The sequence below is a fragment of the Pseudomonas sp. genome (assembly GCF_030690725.1).
Classification (GTDB): Bacteria; Pseudomonadota; Gammaproteobacteria; order Pseudomonadales; family Pseudomonadaceae; genus Aquipseudomonas.
The window spans coordinates 12312-28378 of record NZ_JAUYGD010000038.1 but is presented as its reverse complement, the minus strand read 5'-3'; the positions used below and the strand labels follow the sequence as shown (position 1 = coordinate 28378).

At 62.4% G+C, this 16067-nt stretch carries 15 protein-coding genes; 10 read left to right on the top strand and 5 right to left on the bottom strand.

The window, feature by feature from the left end; all coding sequences use genetic code 11:
- Positions 1-22 precede the first annotated feature (22 nt).
- Positions 23-166, top strand: coding sequence for a hypothetical protein (locus Q8O69_RS09880; RefSeq protein WP_305591701.1), 144 nt, complete (start codon positions 23-25; stop codon positions 164-166).
- Positions 167-184: 18 nt separating this feature from the next.
- On the top strand, positions 185-1531 hold the full coding sequence (locus tag Q8O69_RS09875) for a class II 3-deoxy-7-phosphoheptulonate synthase (protein WP_305591699.1): 1347 nt from the start codon (positions 185-187) through the stop codon (positions 1529-1531).
- A 106-nt stretch (positions 1532-1637) separates the two neighbouring features.
- Here the strand turns inward: Q8O69_RS09875 and Q8O69_RS09870 are convergent, their stop codons facing one another.
- Together Q8O69_RS09870 and Q8O69_RS09865 are read right to left on the bottom strand one after the other, a co-directional pair.
- Positions 1638-2549, bottom strand: coding sequence for a response regulator (locus Q8O69_RS09870; RefSeq protein ID WP_305591697.1), 912 nt, complete (start codon positions 2547-2549; stop codon positions 1638-1640).
- Between the two features lies 1 nt (position 2550).
- Positions 2551-3855, bottom strand: coding sequence for an ATP-binding protein (locus tag Q8O69_RS09865; RefSeq protein ID WP_305591695.1), 1305 nt, complete (start codon positions 3853-3855; stop codon positions 2551-2553).
- Positions 3856-4040: 185 nt separating this feature from the next.
- On the opposite strand from Q8O69_RS09865, the gene Q8O69_RS09860 reads away from it, so the two are divergent.
- Together Q8O69_RS09860 and Q8O69_RS09855 are read left to right on the top strand one after the other, a co-directional pair.
- On the top strand, positions 4041-4208 hold the full coding sequence (locus tag Q8O69_RS09860; RefSeq protein WP_305591693.1) for a DUF2897 family protein: 168 nt from the start codon (positions 4041-4043) through the stop codon (positions 4206-4208).
- A 22-nt stretch (positions 4209-4230) separates the two neighbouring features.
- Positions 4231-4989 (top strand): CPBP family intramembrane glutamic endopeptidase, encoded by a 759-nt coding sequence (locus tag Q8O69_RS09855; RefSeq protein WP_305591691.1) that lies wholly within the window; start codon positions 4231-4233, stop codon positions 4987-4989.
- Here Q8O69_RS09855 and Q8O69_RS09850 read toward each other — a convergent pair.
- The 3 genes from Q8O69_RS09850 to Q8O69_RS09840 all read right to left on the bottom strand — a co-directional run bounded on the left by Q8O69_RS09850 (position 4940) and on the right by Q8O69_RS09840 (position 7352).
- Complete coding sequence (locus tag Q8O69_RS09850) at positions 4940-5761, bottom strand: substrate-binding periplasmic protein (protein ID WP_371136090.1); 822 nt, start codon at positions 5759-5761, stop codon at positions 4940-4942. The two genes, Q8O69_RS09855 and Q8O69_RS09850, sit on opposite strands and share 50 nt — an antisense overlap.
- A gap of 71 nt (positions 5762-5832) precedes the next feature.
- Positions 5833-6618 carry a substrate-binding periplasmic protein gene (locus Q8O69_RS09845; RefSeq protein WP_371136089.1) on the bottom strand — a complete coding sequence of 262 codons (786 nt, stop codon included), beginning with the start codon at positions 6616-6618 and terminating at the stop codon, positions 5833-5835.
- A gap of 110 nt (positions 6619-6728) precedes the next feature.
- On the bottom strand, positions 6729-7352 hold the full coding sequence (locus Q8O69_RS09840) for a TetR/AcrR family transcriptional regulator (protein WP_275961456.1): 624 nt from the start codon (positions 7350-7352) through the stop codon (positions 6729-6731).
- 242 nt (positions 7353-7594) lie between these two features.
- Here Q8O69_RS09840 and Q8O69_RS09835 point away from each other — a divergent pair, with 242 nt between their 5' ends.
- From Q8O69_RS09835 to Q8O69_RS09810, 6 genes are all read left to right on the top strand, one after another.
- On the top strand, positions 7595-9394 hold the full coding sequence (locus tag Q8O69_RS09835; RefSeq protein ID WP_305591687.1) for an acyclic terpene utilization AtuA family protein: 1800 nt from the start codon (positions 7595-7597) through the stop codon (positions 9392-9394).
- 2 nt (positions 9395-9396) lie between these two features.
- Positions 9397-10266: an SDR family oxidoreductase gene (locus tag Q8O69_RS09830; RefSeq protein ID WP_305591686.1), complete on the top strand. Its 870-nt coding sequence runs from the start codon at positions 9397-9399 to the stop codon at positions 10264-10266.
- Between the two features lie 4 nt (positions 10267-10270).
- Positions 10271-11887 (top strand): geranyl-CoA carboxylase subunit beta, encoded by a 1617-nt coding sequence (gene atuC / locus Q8O69_RS09825; RefSeq protein ID WP_305591685.1) that lies wholly within the window; start codon positions 10271-10273, stop codon positions 11885-11887.
- An 18-nt stretch (positions 11888-11905) separates the two neighbouring features.
- Positions 11906-13063 (top strand): citronellyl-CoA dehydrogenase, encoded by a 1158-nt coding sequence (atuD, locus tag Q8O69_RS09820; RefSeq protein ID WP_305591683.1) that lies wholly within the window; start codon positions 11906-11908, stop codon positions 13061-13063.
- A gap of 149 nt (positions 13064-13212) precedes the next feature.
- Positions 13213-14010 carry an enoyl-CoA hydratase/isomerase family protein gene (locus Q8O69_RS09815; RefSeq protein WP_305591681.1) on the top strand — a complete coding sequence of 266 codons (798 nt, stop codon included), beginning with the start codon at positions 13213-13215 and terminating at the stop codon, positions 14008-14010.
- Between the two features lie 53 nt (positions 14011-14063).
- On the top strand, positions 14064-16052 hold the full coding sequence (locus tag Q8O69_RS09810; protein ID WP_305591679.1) for an acetyl/propionyl/methylcrotonyl-CoA carboxylase subunit alpha: 1989 nt from the start codon (positions 14064-14066) through the stop codon (positions 16050-16052).
- Positions 16053-16067 lie beyond the last annotated feature (15 nt).

The following is a 16067-nucleotide window of genomic DNA, read 5'->3' as shown; positions in this document are numbered from 1 at the left end:
TCACAATCCGTAGGAGCGGGCCGTGCCCGCGAAACGCATCGCGGCCATGGGCCGCTCCTACAGGGAAACGGCAAACCTGATCAGCAGCATCATGCAGCGGCTCTATCGCGCCTATCGGCTTGCCGGCGATGGCTTATCGGTTACCATGCCCGTCCGCCTAAATTGACTTAAGCCGAGAGCCGCAATGTCGCAACCCTGGAGCCCTGAAAGCTGGAGAGCCAAGCCGATCCAGCAGCAACCGCAGTACCCGAACGCCGCGCAACTGGCCCAGGTCGAGCAGACCCTGGCCGGTTATCCGCCGCTGGTGTTTGCCGGTGAAGCCCGCGAACTGCGCCGCCAGTTTGCCGAGGTCACCCAAGGTCGCGCGTTTCTCCTGCAGGGTGGCGATTGCGCCGAGAGCTTTGCCGAGTTCAGCGCGGCGAAAATACGCGACACCTTCAAGGTGCTGCTGCAGATGGCCATCGTCATGACCTTTGCCGCCGGATGCCCGGTGGTCAAAGTCGGGCGCATGGCCGGCCAGTTCGCCAAACCGCGCTCGGCCAACGATGAAACCATCGACGGCGTGACCCTGCCTGCCTACCGTGGCGATATCGTCAACGGCATCGGCTTCGACTCTACCAGCCGCGTGCCGGACCCGGAGCGCCTGCTGCAGGCCTACCACCAGTCCACCGCCTCGCTGAACCTGCTGCGCGCCTTTGCCCAGGGCGGTTTTGCCGACCTGCACCAGGTGCACCAGTGGAACCTCGACTTTATTGCCAACTCGGCGCTGGGCGAGAAGTACAGCCAGCTGGCCGACCGCATCGATGAAACCCTGGCCTTTATGCGCGCCTGCGGCATGGACGGCGCGGCGCAAGTGCGTGAAACCAGCTTCTTCACCGCCCACGAGGCGCTGCTGCTGAACTACGAGCAAGCCTTTGTGCGCAAGGACAGCCTTACCGGCGGCTGGTACGACTGCTCGGCGCATATGCTGTGGATCGGCGACCGCACCCGTCAGCTGGACGGCGCGCATGTCGAGTTTCTGCGTGGCGTCGGCAACCCGATTGGGGTGAAAGTCGGCCCGAGCATGGACAGCGAAGAGCTGATCCGCCTGATCGATATCCTTAACCCGGACAACGATCCCGGCCGTCTCAACCTGATCGTGCGCATGGGTGCGGACAAGGTCGAAGCCGGCCTGCCGCGCCTGATCCAGACCGTGCAGCGCGAAGGCCGCCAGGTGCTGTGGAGCAGTGACCCGATGCACGGCAACACCATCAAGGCCTCAAGCGGCTACAAGACCCGCGACTTTGCGCAGATTCTCGCCGAAGTGAAGCAGTTCTTCGCCGTGCACCAGGCCGAAGGCAGCTACGCCGGTGGTATCCATATCGAGATGACCGGGCAGAACGTCACCGAATGCATCGGCGGCGCGCGGCCGATCACCGAAGACGGCCTGTCAGACCGCTACCACACCCACTGCGACCCGCGGATGAACGCCGACCAGTCGCTGGAACTGGCCTTCCTGATCGCCGAAACCCTTAAGCAAGTACGCCGCTAACGACTGTTTTTTTCGCGGGCATGGGTTAGGCACCCCCGCTCCTACAGTCACTGACACCTGTAGGAGCGGGCCATGCCCGCGAACAATCTCTGACCCAATCAGGCAATCAGGCAATCAGGCGTTCACGCAAACGCCCGAGCATACCCAGCAAACTGCCGACCTTCTCCCGATCACGCTCTTCACGCGGCTGCTGCGCCAGGCGGGTGACCACCTGCGCCGGCTGCGCACGCCAGAGTTGCGCCTGTTCGGCCGCCGCCAACAAGCCCTTGTCGAATAGACCGCGACGAATCGGCTTGGGCAGATAACGAAAAATCTGCGCCTCATTAATCAGCTTGAGCAGTGCCTGGGTATCGCAGAACGGCGTAACCACCAGACTGAGCAAACGCGGATGGGCCTGCGCCAGGCTTTTCAGCAGCGGCGCGGTGTCCTCCCCGGCCACTTGCAAGTCACTGACCAGCAGATCGATTGGCTGGCTATTAAGCAGCGCCACGGCCTCGCTCAGCGATGCCGCGCGCAGCAGGCGATGGCCGCCGGCCACGCAGAACTCGGCCACCACAGCCAGGGTAGGCGCATCCTCATCCAAGAGCAGCACATTGAGCGCCACCTGCGGTATGGCCATCAGCACTTTCGGCGCCTGCAACTGGCGGGCGGCAATCTGCGCCGCCTGGCGCAGGGTGAAGGCCATCCCCTGCTGATCCCTGTGCTTGGTCAGGTAACGGAAGATGCCGCCGCTGTTGAGTGCCTCCACGGCGGCATCCAGATCGCTGTAACCGGTCAGCAGAATGCGCAGGGTATCGGGGGCAATCTCACGCGCCTGGGCCAGCAGCTCGGCACCGCTCATCTGCGGCATGCGCTGGTCGCTGACGATAATCTGCACGCTCTCGCTTTTCAGGCGTTCCAGGGCGCGACGCGGATCACTCTCGGTCAGCACCTCATATTCGCGGCGAAACTGCAGGGCCAGGCTGCGCAGGATGCGCTCTTCATCGTCGACAAACAGAATACGAATCGGCTCGCTCATATCAGGCACTCCGTTGTAATGGCAGCGCCTGCGGGCGCGGCAGGCGGATCAGAAAGCGCGTACCGCGCCCAGGCTCGGACGCCGCGCGAATCTGCCCGCCGTGGTCCTGGATGATCTTGTAGCTGATCGACAGTCCCAGCCCGGTGCCCTGGCCCACCGGCTTGGTGGTGAAGAACGGATCAAAGATGCGCGCCAGCACCTCGGCCGACATGCCGCGCCCGGAATCCTGCAGGGAAACAAACACGGCGCTGTCATCGGCCCAGGTTTTCACCAGGATCTGGCCGAAACCGTCGATGGCCTGGGCGGCGTTGTTGAGCAGGTTGAGCAGCACCTGGTTGATCTGCGACGGCGCACAGGGAATGCGTGGCAGTTCGCCCAGTTGCAGGATGGTTTCGGCCTTGTCCTTGATGCCGTTGCGGGCAATCACCAGGGCGCTGCGGATGCACTCATTGAGGTCGACCTCCTCGCTCATGGCGCGGTCCAGGCGGGCGAAATCCTTCAGCCCGACCACCAGTTCGGCAATCTGCTCCAGACCATAAAGGGTGTCGCTGAACAGCTGGGTAAAGTCGTCCACCAGCAGTTCCGGCGCAGCCTTGGCGCGGGCCTCGGCGGCGGCCTCCAGGGCCATGGCCAGACGGGACTCATCACAGGCCGGATCGTTCAGGCAATCGCCCAGCGCGGCTTGCGCCTCGGCCAGCTCGAACAGCGGCGTACTGAGCTCGCGCAGCAGCTGCACGTTGTTTTTCACGTAACCCAACGGCGTGTTCAGCTCGTGGGCAACGCCGGCGACCATCTGCCCAAGCGAGGCCATCTTTTCTGACTGCACCAGCTGAGTCTGCGACTCCTTGAGTTCCACCAGCGCCTTGCGCAGCACCAGATTGCGCTGGGCGATGCGCACCTCCATCGCCTTGAGCAGGTCGAGCACGGTGCCCAGGCCGCGATACAGGCCCTGGGCGTCGACCAGGATAAAGTCTTCGGTAATCGGGTACTGCAACTGCCCGGTGATCTGCTTGGCTGCGTCCTCCAGGCTGGTCTCCAGGCTGACCACCAGCGGCGCCGCGTTCATCACCTCCTGCACCGCATGGCGGCCGCGCAAATCGCGGCCAAAACGCTGCATAAAGATGTCCTGCAAAGTGGTACGGCTGACCAGGCCCAGCGGCCTACCGGCGCTATCGACAATTGGCAGCGAGAGAAAGGCCTTGTGCTCCGGCGTCAGCAGGCGATCCGCTACATCGGCAATGCTCATGTCCGCAGCCAACGGCGTAACCGGCTTGAGCAAGCGCGTAAGCGCGCTGGCAGTGGTCATGGGCAAACTCCCTGTGCGTTGGAAAGTCGCCATTCAACCAGCGCCAAGTTGCTGCCGTGTGACAGTCATCACACTCACTCACCCCGAGCCAGAGCGGCGGGTTATGCCCAGCAGAAGGATGTTGGCGTTTAATTGCTGGCCGCCGCGCGCTATGGTGGAGGCTCAACTCTGCAAGGACGGCTTTTATGACCTGGTATATCTGGTTGCTGATGCTCCTGGTGCTGGGTTCCATCGTGGGTGGCCTGATGGTACTGCTGCGCACGGCCAAACCGCTGCCGCTAAGCGAGGAACAGCTGGCGAAGATCCGCCAACGCCAGCTTGAGCAAGAAGCCAAGGACGCCCGCGAGCCTTAACCGCGAACCACAAGGACGTACCATGCCATTGCATCTGCGCCTGCTGCTGCCAGCCCTGTGCTTGGCCAGCGGGTTTGCCCTGGGTTATATCCAGCTGCCGGGGCTGGCCGCCGGGGCCGCGCTCTGCGCATTACTGCTGTATGCCGACAAATACCTGCCCAGTGCGCTGTGGACTGGGCTGAGCCTGCTGGCCTGCATCGCCTTTGCTGCGCACCTCATTCCAGGCTTTAGCGCCACCGCGCTGTGGCCACCGCGGCAACTTAGTGCCGATGCGGCGCCTTACGCCCTGCGTTTGTCCTGGGACAAGCTGCTGGTCGGCGTCACGCTGCTGGCCTGGTGGCTAGGGCAAAAAACGCCGAGCAAAGCGCTTTCAACCGGCGTCTGGCTAACGGCCGCACTGACTCTGCTCGGTGTACCGCTGCTGGCATTGGCGCTGGGCCTGGTTGGCTGGCAGCCGAAATGGCCCGCGCAATTGTGGCTGTGGTTGGCGGTCAATCTGGGAGTGGCCGTGCTGGCCGAGGAACTGCTGTTTCGCGGTTTGCTGCAAAGCCGCCTGGTCAGCTGGCTCGGCGCCTGGGCGGGGATTGGCCTGACGGCGCTGCTGTTCGCCGCCGTACACCTGCCGTTCAGTCCGTTATTTGCCGTGGTCGCAGGCGTCGCCGGCCTGGGCTATGGGCTGATCTTTCACCTTAGCGGGCGGCTCAGCCTGGCCATCGCCCTGCATGGCGCAGTCAATGTGCTGCACCTGTTGCTATTGAGCTATCCGTTACGCGTGGGATAACGGCGACCTGATAGCGGCTGAAAATCTTCTCCAGCTGGCCGTTACTGCGCAACGGCTCATACAGCGCCATAAATTGCTCAGGCGTGATCGGCGCTTGTGGACGCAACAGCACATGATGGCGATAGCGCTGATCGGCGCGTTCGGAAATCAGCAACTGGCCAGCGTATTGCCGGTTGCGTTCGAGAAAATCGCCGATATAGGAGCGCGTTACCAAGGCGATTTCCGCCCGCTGGTGCAACACCATCAGCAGGTTGCTTTCGTGGGAATGGGTCAAGGTGGCGTTGAAGGTCTTGATCAGGTGATTCGGCTCGGCATTGAAACTGGCAAAGGCATAGTGATAGCCGTGGTAGAGCGCCAGACGCTTGCCTTTGAGCGAGTCGAAATAACCCTGATCGCGGCCCGGCTCAGCGCGGGCGACAAACACTTCGGAGTCTTCCAGGCCCATATCCAGGGCCACATGCGCAACGTCCTGCCAGCCCCAACCGGGATTCTCGAAAATCGCCAGGTCAATGCGCTGTTGTTCGAGGTCACGAAAACGCCGTTTAACTGCGGTCGGCACCATTACAAAGCGGTAGTCCGTCTGGGCCTGGTTCAGCGCCGCCACCAACTCATCGAGCAAACCGGTAGGCTGGGCCTGTTCAGGTTTGAACACATAGGGTGGGAAATACACAGCAGCCACGCGCACGTCCTGCGCAGCCATAAGTGGCCCGGCCAGCAGCAACGCCAGGCCCATGCCGAAAAAACTGCTTACCCCACGTTTGAAGAGCCCCATTTGCCGCCAACTTCCCTATTTTTCGAGTAACTGCAGCCTAACTCAGGCAAATCTGACCGAACAGAGCATTTTCAGTCATTTATTAGCACCGATGCATCACGCAGGTGATAACGCCCCAGCAGCTTATCCAGCTGCTTGTCGCGATTGAGTTGTTTAAGCAGCTCAGCAAACGCCTGTGGCTGCATGGTCGACTGCGGGCGGAACAGCGCCTGGTGCTGGTAAACTTGATCGACGCGCTGAGACACCAGCAAGGCGCTGCTCTGCTCCGGGTAGCGCTGCTGGTAGGCGCGCAGGTAGGAACGCGTGACCACTGCCACATCAGCCCGGCCGCGCAGCAGCATGACCAGGTTGCTGTCGTGGGAGTAGGTCAGCACCGCGTTGAATGTATCGCTGAGAAACTGTTTATCCGAGTTGAACCCGGCAAAGCCGTAGTGATAACCGCTGTACAGGGCCATGCGTTTGTCTTCGAGCGAGTCGAAATAGCGCTGATCACGCCCGGGCTGCAGGCGTGCGACATAGACTTCAGCATCTTCGATATGCAGATCCAGCGCAGCATGTGCGGTGTCCTGCCAGCCCCAAGCCGGAGATTCAAACAGGATCAGGTCGTAACGGCCGCTTTGCAGATCGCGATAGCGGCGCATCGTCGAGGTCGCGACCAGGGTAAAACGGTAGTCGCTTTGCAGCTGATTAAGCGCCTGCAGCAGTTCCGGCAACAGGCCACCAGGGCGCTCGCTTTCCGGTTTAATCACATAGGGCGGGAAATGATAGGCCCCCACTCGCACCTCTTCCGCGGCCTGTGCAACGCACACCACAGAAAACAGCAAGCCGAGCAGTAAACCTCGTAACAGCGTGGCCAAACGGCGAACCTCAGAACAAAACGCAGCGACTTCTTCCGTGACCTGAAACGCTCGCAATCCGTTGGCGCCAAAATACTATCAATGTGCCACCCTAGCGTAGCTGAATTTCCTCAAGCGTCCTTGAGCACCAGCGACAACGCCTCCTCGGCCAGCTGGTCGAGGGTCATCGGCCCTTCTGGGCGGAACCAGGTGGTGGTCCAGCTCAGCGCGCCAGTCAGCAGGCGACGCAAAATAAAGGGGTCAGCCTTGAAGTAGCCGGCCGCCTTGGCCTCACCCAGCACCTGCAGCCAAAGCTGTTCGTAGTTATCGCGCAGCTCCAGGATAAATTCGCGGCCCGGCTCCGACAGCGAACGCCATTCGTACACCAGCACCGCCATGGCCTCCCCCGTGCCGCCCATGATCGACTGCAATTCGCAGCGGATCAGCGCCAGCACGCGGCCGCGCAGGTCACTGGCTTCGGCCAAGGAGGCCTGCATCAAGGCGGTGTTGTAGCGAATGGTCTCCTCCATCACCGAACGCAGGATCTCGTCCTTGCTCTTGAAGTGATGAAAGATGCTGCCGGACTGAATGCCCACGGCGCTGGCCAGATCGCGCACTGTGGTGCGCTCATAACCCTTGCTGCGAAACAGGTGTGCTGCAGTTTGCAGCAGCTTGCCGCGTGCGCTGTCCGGATCAGTGATCTGTCCGCTGGCCACCAGTTGCTGCATCACCGCCTGCGCTTGTTGATCATCCACGCTAAGTACTCTCCAACTCTCTTTATGCCTCGGGCCAAGCGGCCCAGCCTGCAATTGCACGCTGGTTCTCAGCTGGTTTACCCAAGTGCTTGTCGTTATTAGTGAAATTTATGCTGCACCAGCCACCCAAGCAAGCGCTTGGCCACACTTTCGGTTAGAAAGATTCGCTGCGGGGCTTTTCAACCAAGCGCTTGCTTGGTAGCCTTCGATTCACCTTATTCATGTGTTGCGGACCTATTCCAATGACTAAAACCGTACGCATCGGCTGTGCTTCCGCCTTCTGGGGCGACACCAGCACCGCCGCCGCCCAGCTGGTAAAAGGCACCGAACTGGATTACCTGGTATTCGACTACCTGGCCGAAGTGACCATGTCGATCATGGCCGGCGCGCGGATGAAGAAGCCCGACGCCGGCTACGCCACCGATTTTGTGGAGACCCTCGCGCCGCTGCTGACCGATATCGCCGCCAAGAAAACCCGCGTGATCAGCAACGCCGGCGGGGTTAACCCCAGCGCCTGTGCTGCCGCCTTGGCTGCGGCCTGTGAGCAAGCCGGAGTCAACCTGAAGATCGCCGTACTGCACGGCGACAACCTGCAACCCAAGCTCGGTGAGCTGGCCAAGGCTGGCACCGTGGAAATGTTTAGCGGCGCGCCATTGCCGCCCTTCTGCGTTTCGGTCAACGCCTACCTCGGCGCACCGGGCATCGTCGAAGCCTTGAAGCTCGGCGCAGATATCGTTATCACCGGCCGCGTGGTCGACAGCGCCGTGGTCAGCGCCGCCCTGGTGCATGAATTCGGCTGGCGCTGGAGCGACTACGACCAACTGGCTCAGGCCGCGCTGGCCGGGCATATCATCGAGTGTGGCGCGCAGTGCACCGGCGGCAACTTCACCGACTGGCAAAGCGTGCCCGACTACGAACATATCGGCTTCCCGGTGGTGGAAGTGGCAGCCGACGGCAGCTTTGTCGTGACCAAGCCGGAAGGCTCCGGCGGCTTGGTCACGCCTTTTACCGTGGGCGAGCAGATGCTCTATGAAATCGGCGATCCACGGGCTTATTACCTGCCCGATGTGCTCTGCGATTTCACCCAGGTGCAACTCACTCAGGTCGGCGACAACCGGGTTGAGCTGAAAGGCGCACGCGGCCTGCCGCCGACTGATCAATACAAGGTCAGCGCCACCCACCCGGACGGCTTCCGCTGCACCGCCAGCTGCCTGATGGCTGGTATCGATGCGGTGAAGAAAGCCCAGCGGGTCAGCCAGGCGATCATCCGCAAGACCGAAGAAATGTTCGTCGAGCGCGGCTGGGGCCCGTACAAGGAAGTCAGCATCGAGCTGCTGGGTTCCGAAGCCACCTACGGCCCGCGTGGCCAGCGCAGTGACACCCGCGAGATCGTGATCAAGATCGCCGTGCGCCATGCCAAGAAAGAAGCCTTGATTTTGTTCTCCCGCGAGATCGCCCAGGCCGCGACCGGCATGGCACCGGGGCTGACCGGCATCGTCGGTGGTCGCCCTACGGTTTACCCGGTGATCCGCCTGTTTAGCTTCCTGGCTGACAAAGGCGCCTGCGCCATGGAAGTGGAACTGAACGGCGAACGCACACCGGTCACGCTGCCGCAAATTGCGGTGCTGGATAGCGCGCAGATCGCCGCCGATATGGCCGCCCCACTGCCAAGCGGCCAGGCCGACACCAGCGTGCCGCTGATCAAGCTGGCGGTGGCGCGCTCTGGCGACAAGGGCAACCACAGCAATATTGGTGTAATGGCCAGAAAGCCCGAGTACTTGGCCTGGATCGCCGCTGCGCTGAGTGAGGGTGCCGTGGCCGAATGGATGCAGCACGCGCTCGACCCGCAAACCGGCAAGGTCAGCCGCTGGTATCTGCCCGGCAGCCATAGCCTGAACTTCCTGCTGGAGAACGCCCTCGGTGGTGGCGGCGTCGCCTCCCTGCGCATCGACCCGCAAGGCAAGGCATTCGCCCAACAGTTGCTGGAATTCCCGATACCGGTGCCTAAGGCGCTGGCCGCTAGCCTCGAACAAGGACAATAACAATGAGCTACGACTCGGTCTTTAAACCCGGCCTCTTTAGCGGCCAAACGATTCTGGTCACCGGTGGCGGCAGCGGTATCGGCCGTTGCACCGCCCATGAGCTGGCCGCCCTCGGCGCTCATGTGGTGCTGGTCGGGCGCAAGGCCGACAAGCTGGAAAAGACCGCCGGCGAAATCCGTGAGGATGGCGGCAGCGTCAGCTTCCAAGTCTGCGACATCCGCGACGAGGAATCGGTCAAGGCCATGGTCGCGGCAGTGGTCAACGAGCGCGGGCCGATCCACCACCTGGTCAACAATGCCGGCGGCCAGTTCCCCGCGCCACTGATCGGCATTAACCAGAAAGGCTTCGAGACCGTGGTGCGCACCAACCTGGTCGGCGGTTTTCTGATCGCCAAGGAAGTGTTCCTGCAGAGCATGAGCAAACATGGCGGCAGCATCGTCAATATGCTCGCCGACATGTGGGGCGGTATGCCCGGCATGGGCCACTCGGGTGCCGCACGTGCCGGCATGGAGAACTTCACCAAGACCGCCGCCTACGAATGGGGCCACGCCGGGGTGCGGGTGAACGCCGTGGCACCAGGCTGGATCGCCTCCAGCGGCATGGACACCTACCCCGAATCGATGAAGAACATGATCCGCTCGCTCAAGGACCATGTGCCGCTGCAACGCATTGGCAGCGAATCGGAAGTGGCCGCCGCCATCGTCTTCCTGCTCACGCCAGGCGCCAACTTTATCAGCGGCAACACCATCCGCATCGACGGCGCGGCGAGCCAGGGCACCCGCGCCTGGACCCTAGGCAAGGCGAAGAACAGCGAAACCTATAACGGCTTCCATCGGGCCTACGTGCCTGACGTACTCAAGGGCGAGGAGTAACGCCATGCCGGTTATCCACTCCGAGATCGATGTGCATGGCGAGGACTTCGCCAAGAACCGCGAAGCCATGCTGGCCGCCGTCGACAGCTTTCGCCAGATCGAACAGAACTGCCTGAACAAGGCCGCCGAGGCCAAAGCGAAATTCGAAAAGCGCGGCCAGCTGCTGCCGCGTGAGCGCCTTAACCTGCTGCTCGACCCCGGCGCGCCGTTTCTCGAACTGTCGTCGCTGGCCGGCTACAAATTGCACGACGACAAGGACGGCACCCAGGCCGGTGGCGGGATTATTTCCGGCATCGGCTATATCGCCGGAGTACGCTGCCTGGTCACCGCCAGCAACAGCGCTATCAAGGGCGGCACCATCTCCCCCACCGGCTTGAAGAAAACTCTGCGCCTGCAGCAGATCGCCTTCGAGAACAAACTACCGGTGGTGGCGTTGACCGAAAGTGGCGGCGCCAACCTTAACTACGCCGCCGATATTTTTGTTGAAGGCGCACGGGGCTTTGCCAACCAGGCGCGTATGTCGGCCATGGGTTTGCCGCAGATCACCGTGGTGCATGGCTCAAGCACCGCTGGCGGGGCTTACCAGCCGGGGCTGTCCGATTACGTCATAGTGGTGCGCGGCAAGGCCAAGATGTTCCTCGCCGGCCCGCCGCTGCTGAAAGCTGCCACCGGTGAAATCGCCACCGATGAGCAGCTGGGCGGTGCCGAGATGCACGCCCAGGTCGCCGGCACCGCCGAATACCTGGCCGAGAATGACGCCGATGGCGTGCGCATCGCCCGGGAAATCCTCGCCATGCTGCCGTGGAATGCCCAACTTCCAGCGCGCCCGGCCAAAACCTACAGCGAGCCGCTGTACCCGGCTGAAGAACTGCTCGGCCTGGTGCCGGCAGATGCCAAGAAGCCCTACGACGTACGCGAAATCATCGCCCGCATCGCCGACGGCTCGGCCTTTCTCGACTTCAAGAACGAGTTCGACAACCAGACCGTTTGCGGCCACCTGCAGATCGAAGGCCAGCCCTGCGGCTTTATTGGCAACAACGGCCCGATCACCCCGCAAGGCGCGGCCAAGGCGGCGCAATTTATCCAGCTGTGCGAACAGAGCAACACGCCGATCCTGTTCTTCCACAACACCACCGGTTTTATGGTCGGCACCGAGTCGGAACAGCTCGGCGTGATCAAGCACGGCTCGAAGATGATCCAGGCGGTGGCCAACGCCACGGTGCCAAAACTGACCATAGTCGTTGGCGGCTCCTATGGCGCCGGCAACTACGCCATGTGCGGCCGTGGCCTCGACCCGCGCTTTATCTTCGCCTGGCCCAACAGCAAAACCGCGGTGATGGGCGGTGCCCAGGCCGGCAAGGTGCTGCGCATCGTCACCGAGGAAAAACACCTGAAGGAAGGCAAGGAAGCCGACCCGAAAATGCTCGACATGCTGGAAACCGTCACCGCGCAAAAACTCGACAGCCAATCCACCGCGCTGTACGGCACTGCCAGCCTGTGGGACGACGGCCTGATCGACCCGCGCGATACGCGCAAGCTGCTCGGTTACCTGCTGGATATCTGTGCCGAAGCCGCTGTTCGCCCGCTTAAAACCACCACTTTCGGCGTAGCCCGCCTGTAACCCTTCGGAGAATAAAAAATGATCTTCACCCAAGAACACGAAGAGCTGCGCCGCACGGTCCGTAACTTTGTCGACAAAGAAATCAACCCGCACGTCGAGCAGTGGGAAAAGGACGGCCGCTTCCCGATCCACGAAATCTTCAAGAAAGCCGGCGACCTCGGCCTGCTGGGCATCTCCAAGCCGGAGAAATTCGGCGGCATGGGCCTGGACTACAGCTACTCGATCGTCGCGGCCGAAGAGTTCGGCACCATCATCTGCGGCGGTATCCCGATGTCCATCGGCGTGCAGACCGATATGTGCACCCCGGCCCTGGCGCGCTTCGGCTCCGATGAGCTGCGCGAAGAATTCCTCAAACCGGCAATTGCCGGCGAGATGGTCGGCTGCATCGGCGTTTCCGAAGTCGGTGCCGGCTCGGATGTGGCCGGGCTGAAAACCACCGCCAAGAAAGACGGCAGCGACTATGTGATCAACGGCAGCAAGATGTGGATCACCAACTCGCCGAGCGCCGATTTTATCTGCCTGCTGGCCAATACCAGCGATGACAAGCCGCACGTCAACAAATCACTGATCATGGTGCCGATGAACACCCCAGGCATTTCGGTCAGCCCGCATCTGGACAAACTTGGCATGCGCAGCTCGGAGACCGCCCAGGTGTTCTTCGACAACGTGCGCGTGCCGCAGCGCTACCGCATCGGCCATGAAGGCGCCGGTTTTATGATGCAGATGCTGCAGTTCCAGGAAGAACGCCTGTTCGGCGCGGCCAATATGATCAAGGGCCTGGAGCACTGCATTAACGCCACCATCGACTACTGCAAGGAGCGCAAAACCTTTGGCAATGCGCTGATCGACAACCAGGTGATCCACTTCCGCATGGCCGAGCTGCAGACCGAAGTCGAGTGCCTGCGCGCCCTGGTTTATCAGGCCACCGAGCAATACGTGCGCGGCCGTGACGTCACCAACCTGGCCTCGATGGCCAAGCTCAAGGCCGGCCGCCTTGGCCGTGAGGTTACCGACAGCTGCCTACAGTACTGGGGCGGCATGGGCTACATGTGGGAAAACCCGGTGGCCCGCGCCTACCGCGACGTGCGCCTGGTGAGCATCGGCGGCGGTGCCGACGAAATCATGCTGGGCATTATCTGCAAGCTGATGGGCATTCTGCCTGGCAAGAAAAAATAGCCGGGAGCTATTTTTAACGTCGCATAGCGACGGCCCGAAGGGTGGCCGCCAGGGATGGCAGGCCATAAGAAGGCTGATCCGTAGGGCGGGTGCAACCCGCGCTGATGACAACGCGGGTTGCACCCGCCCTACTTCAACGGAACGATGAAATGTCTCTACCGAACTGCGAAACCCTGCTGCTAAGCCTCGATGCCGGCGTGTTGCACGTCACCCTCAACCGCCCGGACAGCCGCAATGCCATGAGCCTGGCCATGGTCAGCGAATTGCGCGCGGTGCTGGAAAGCCTGCGCAATGATCTGAGCGTGCGCGCGATTGTCCTGCGCGGTGCCGGTGGGCACTTCTGCGCCGGTGGCGATATCAAGGACATGGCCGGTGCCCGAGCGGCCGGTGGCGATGCCTACCGCAGCCTTAATCGCGCCTTCGGCAGCCTGCTGGAAGAAGCGCAGAACACCCCACAGGTGCTGATCGCCGTGCTCGAAGGCGCAGTGCTCGGTGGCGGCTTTGGCCTGGCCTGTGTGTCGGATATCGCCATCTGCCAGCAGGACGCCAAGTTCGGCCTGCCGGAAACCACCTTGGGCATTCTTCCAGCGCAAATAGCCCCTTTCGTGGTCAAGCGTATCGGCCTGACCCAGACCCGACGCCTGGCCCTAACCGCCGCCCGCTTCAATGGCAGCGAGGCCGAACGCCTGGGTCTGGTGCATTTCAGCGAAGCTGATAGCGAAGCCGTCGACGCCCGTTTGCACCAGGTACTCAGCCAGGTACGCCAATGCGCGCCGCAAGCCAATGCCCAGACCAAGGCCCTGCTGCTGGCCGCAGAAAACGAAGCACTCGGACCACTGCTGGACCGCGCCGCCGAGCAGTTTGCCGCAGCGGTAACAGGCGGCGAAGGCATCGAGGGCACCATGGCCTTTATGCAAAAACGTGCGCCGAAGTGGGCTGCTGAATAGCCCCTCTACAAATGACCTGATCGCCAGGCTTACTACCCAGCAGGAGCACACAGATGCCCGCCTTTAACAAAATCCTGATCGCCAACCGCGGGGAAATTGCCTGCCGGGTGATGCGCACCGCCCAGGACCTCGGCTACCGCACCGTGGCCGTCTATTCGGAAGCCGACGCCGGCGCACGCCATGTGCAGGAAGCCGATGAAGCTGTGTGCATCGGCCCGGCCCAGGTCAACCAGTCCTATCTGCTGATCGCCAATATCATCGACGCGGCGCAGAAAACCGGGGCCGACGCGATCCACCCTGGCTACGGTTTTCTCTCGGAGAACGCCGACTTCGCCCGCGCCTGTGAGGCCGCTGGCATCGTGTTTATTGGCCCGACCGTGGAAGCCATCCACCTGATGGGCAGCAAGCGCCTGTCGAAAATCGCCATGCTCGAAGCCGGCGTGCCGTGCATTCCCGGTTTTGAGGGCGCAGCCCAGGACGACGAGACCCTGAGCCGCGAGGCCGGTCGCATAGGTTACCCGCTGATGATCAAGGCCAGCGCCGGTGGCGGTGGCCGTGGCATGCGTCTGGTGCATGAGTCCAGCGAGTTGCTGGCGCAGATCCGCACCGCCCGCTCCGAGGCGCAGAACGCCTTCGGCTCCGGCGAGCTGATTCTCGAACGTGCAGTGATCCAACCGCGCCATGTGGAAATCCAGGTGTTCGGCGATCAGCACGGCAGCATCGTTTATCTCGGCGAGCGCGACTGCTCGGTGCAGCGCCGCCACCAGAAGGTGGTCGAGGAAGCGCCCTGCCCGGTAATGACGCCTGTGCTGCGCCAGGCCATGGGCGAGGCGGCGGTGAAAGCCGCGGCGTCAGTGAACTACGTCGGTGCCGGCACCGTGGAGTTTCTCCTCGATCAGAGCGGCGAATTCTTCTTTCTGGAAATGAACACCCGCCTGCAGGTCGAACACCCGGTCACCGAACTGATCACCGGCCAGGACCTGGTCGCCTGGCAGATTCGCGTCGCCGAAGGCCAGCCGCTGCCGCTCAAGCAGGACGAGATTCGCCTCACCGGCCACGCCATGGAAGTGCGCCTGTATGCCGAAGACGCCACGCAGAACTTCCTGCCGCAGACCGGCACCGCCCTGCGCTGGGAACCGGCGCTGCGCGACGGCATTCGCATCGATCATGGCCTGGTCGAAGGCCAGGCGATCACGCCGTTCTACGACCCGATGCTGGCCAAGGTCATCGCCTATGGCGCCACCCGCGAAGAAGCACGGCGCAAGCTGGTGCGTGCGGTTGAGGATTGCGTGCTGCTGGGCGTCAACGGCAACCAGCGCTTTCTCGCCAACCTGCTCAGCCACCCCGAGTTTGCCGCCGGCAATGCCACTACCGCGTTTATCGCCGAGCATTTCGCCAGCGACCCAAGCCTTAGCCCACAGTCGCCAAAAGCCAGCGAGTTGGCCGCCGCCGCCGCCCTGCTGTTCCAACAATCGGCCAATGCCCGCGCGCACCAACCGGGGCTCTCCGGCTGGCGCAATGCGGGCAGCGCGCCCTGGCGCTTTCTGCTTAAGCAGGGCGAACAGCAATTTGCCGTGGAGCTGGATGTATTGGCCGACGGCCCACAGCCCAGCCTGCTGGCCACGATTGGCGAGCAACAGGTCAGCCTTAAACTGCTGGCCAGCGACGGCCGTTGGGCCACCCTGGATCTGGACGGCATCCGCCAACGCCTGGCCTATCACCTGGCCGGCGAAAACCTCTGGCTGTATGGCCATAACGGCAACCTGCAGCTCACCGATATCACCCATTTGCCGGTCAGCAGCGCCGCCGGAGCAGGCTCGGGCAGCGTCAAGGCACCGATGGACGGCGCGATTGTCGAGGTGCTGGTCGAGGAAGGCGCCAGCGTCAGCAAAGGCCAACTGCTGGTAGTGCTGGAAGCGATGAAGATGGAACACCCGCTCAAGGCCAGCATCGACGGTGTGGTACGGCGGATTGGCGTCAGCCGTGGCGATCAGGTGAAGAATCGCCAGCTGCTGGTGGAAATCGAAGCCAGCGAAGCCTGATGCACTCGCCCCTAT

Coding starts and splice junctions, on each gene's coding strand:
- Q8O69_RS09875 (WP_305591699.1), top strand. CDS start 185: ATGTCGCAACCCTGGAGCCCTGAAAGCTGGAGAGCCAAGCCGATCCAG.
- Q8O69_RS09870 (WP_305591697.1), bottom strand. CDS start 2,549: ATGAGCGAGCCGATTCGTATTCTGTTTGTCGACGATGAAGAGCGCATC.
- Q8O69_RS09865 (WP_305591695.1), bottom strand. CDS start 3,855: ATGACCACTGCCAGCGCGCTTACGCGCTTGCTCAAGCCGGTTACGCCG.
- Q8O69_RS09860 (WP_305591693.1), top strand. CDS start 4,041: ATGACCTGGTATATCTGGTTGCTGATGCTCCTGGTGCTGGGTTCCATC.
- Q8O69_RS09855 (WP_305591691.1), top strand. CDS start 4,231: ATGCCATTGCATCTGCGCCTGCTGCTGCCAGCCCTGTGCTTGGCCAGC.
- Q8O69_RS09850 (WP_371136090.1), bottom strand. CDS start 5,761: ATGGGGCTCTTCAAACGTGGGGTAAGCAGTTTTTTCGGCATGGGCCTG.
- Q8O69_RS09835 (WP_305591687.1), top strand. CDS start 7,595: ATGACTAAAACCGTACGCATCGGCTGTGCTTCCGCCTTCTGGGGCGAC.
- Q8O69_RS09830 (WP_305591686.1), top strand. CDS start 9,397: ATGAGCTACGACTCGGTCTTTAAACCCGGCCTCTTTAGCGGCCAAACG.
- atuC (WP_305591685.1), top strand. CDS start 10,271: ATGCCGGTTATCCACTCCGAGATCGATGTGCATGGCGAGGACTTCGCC.
- atuD (WP_305591683.1), top strand. CDS start 11,906: ATGATCTTCACCCAAGAACACGAAGAGCTGCGCCGCACGGTCCGTAAC.
- Q8O69_RS09815 (WP_305591681.1), top strand. CDS start 13,213: ATGTCTCTACCGAACTGCGAAACCCTGCTGCTAAGCCTCGATGCCGGC.
- Q8O69_RS09810 (WP_305591679.1), top strand. CDS start 14,064: ATGCCCGCCTTTAACAAAATCCTGATCGCCAACCGCGGGGAAATTGCC.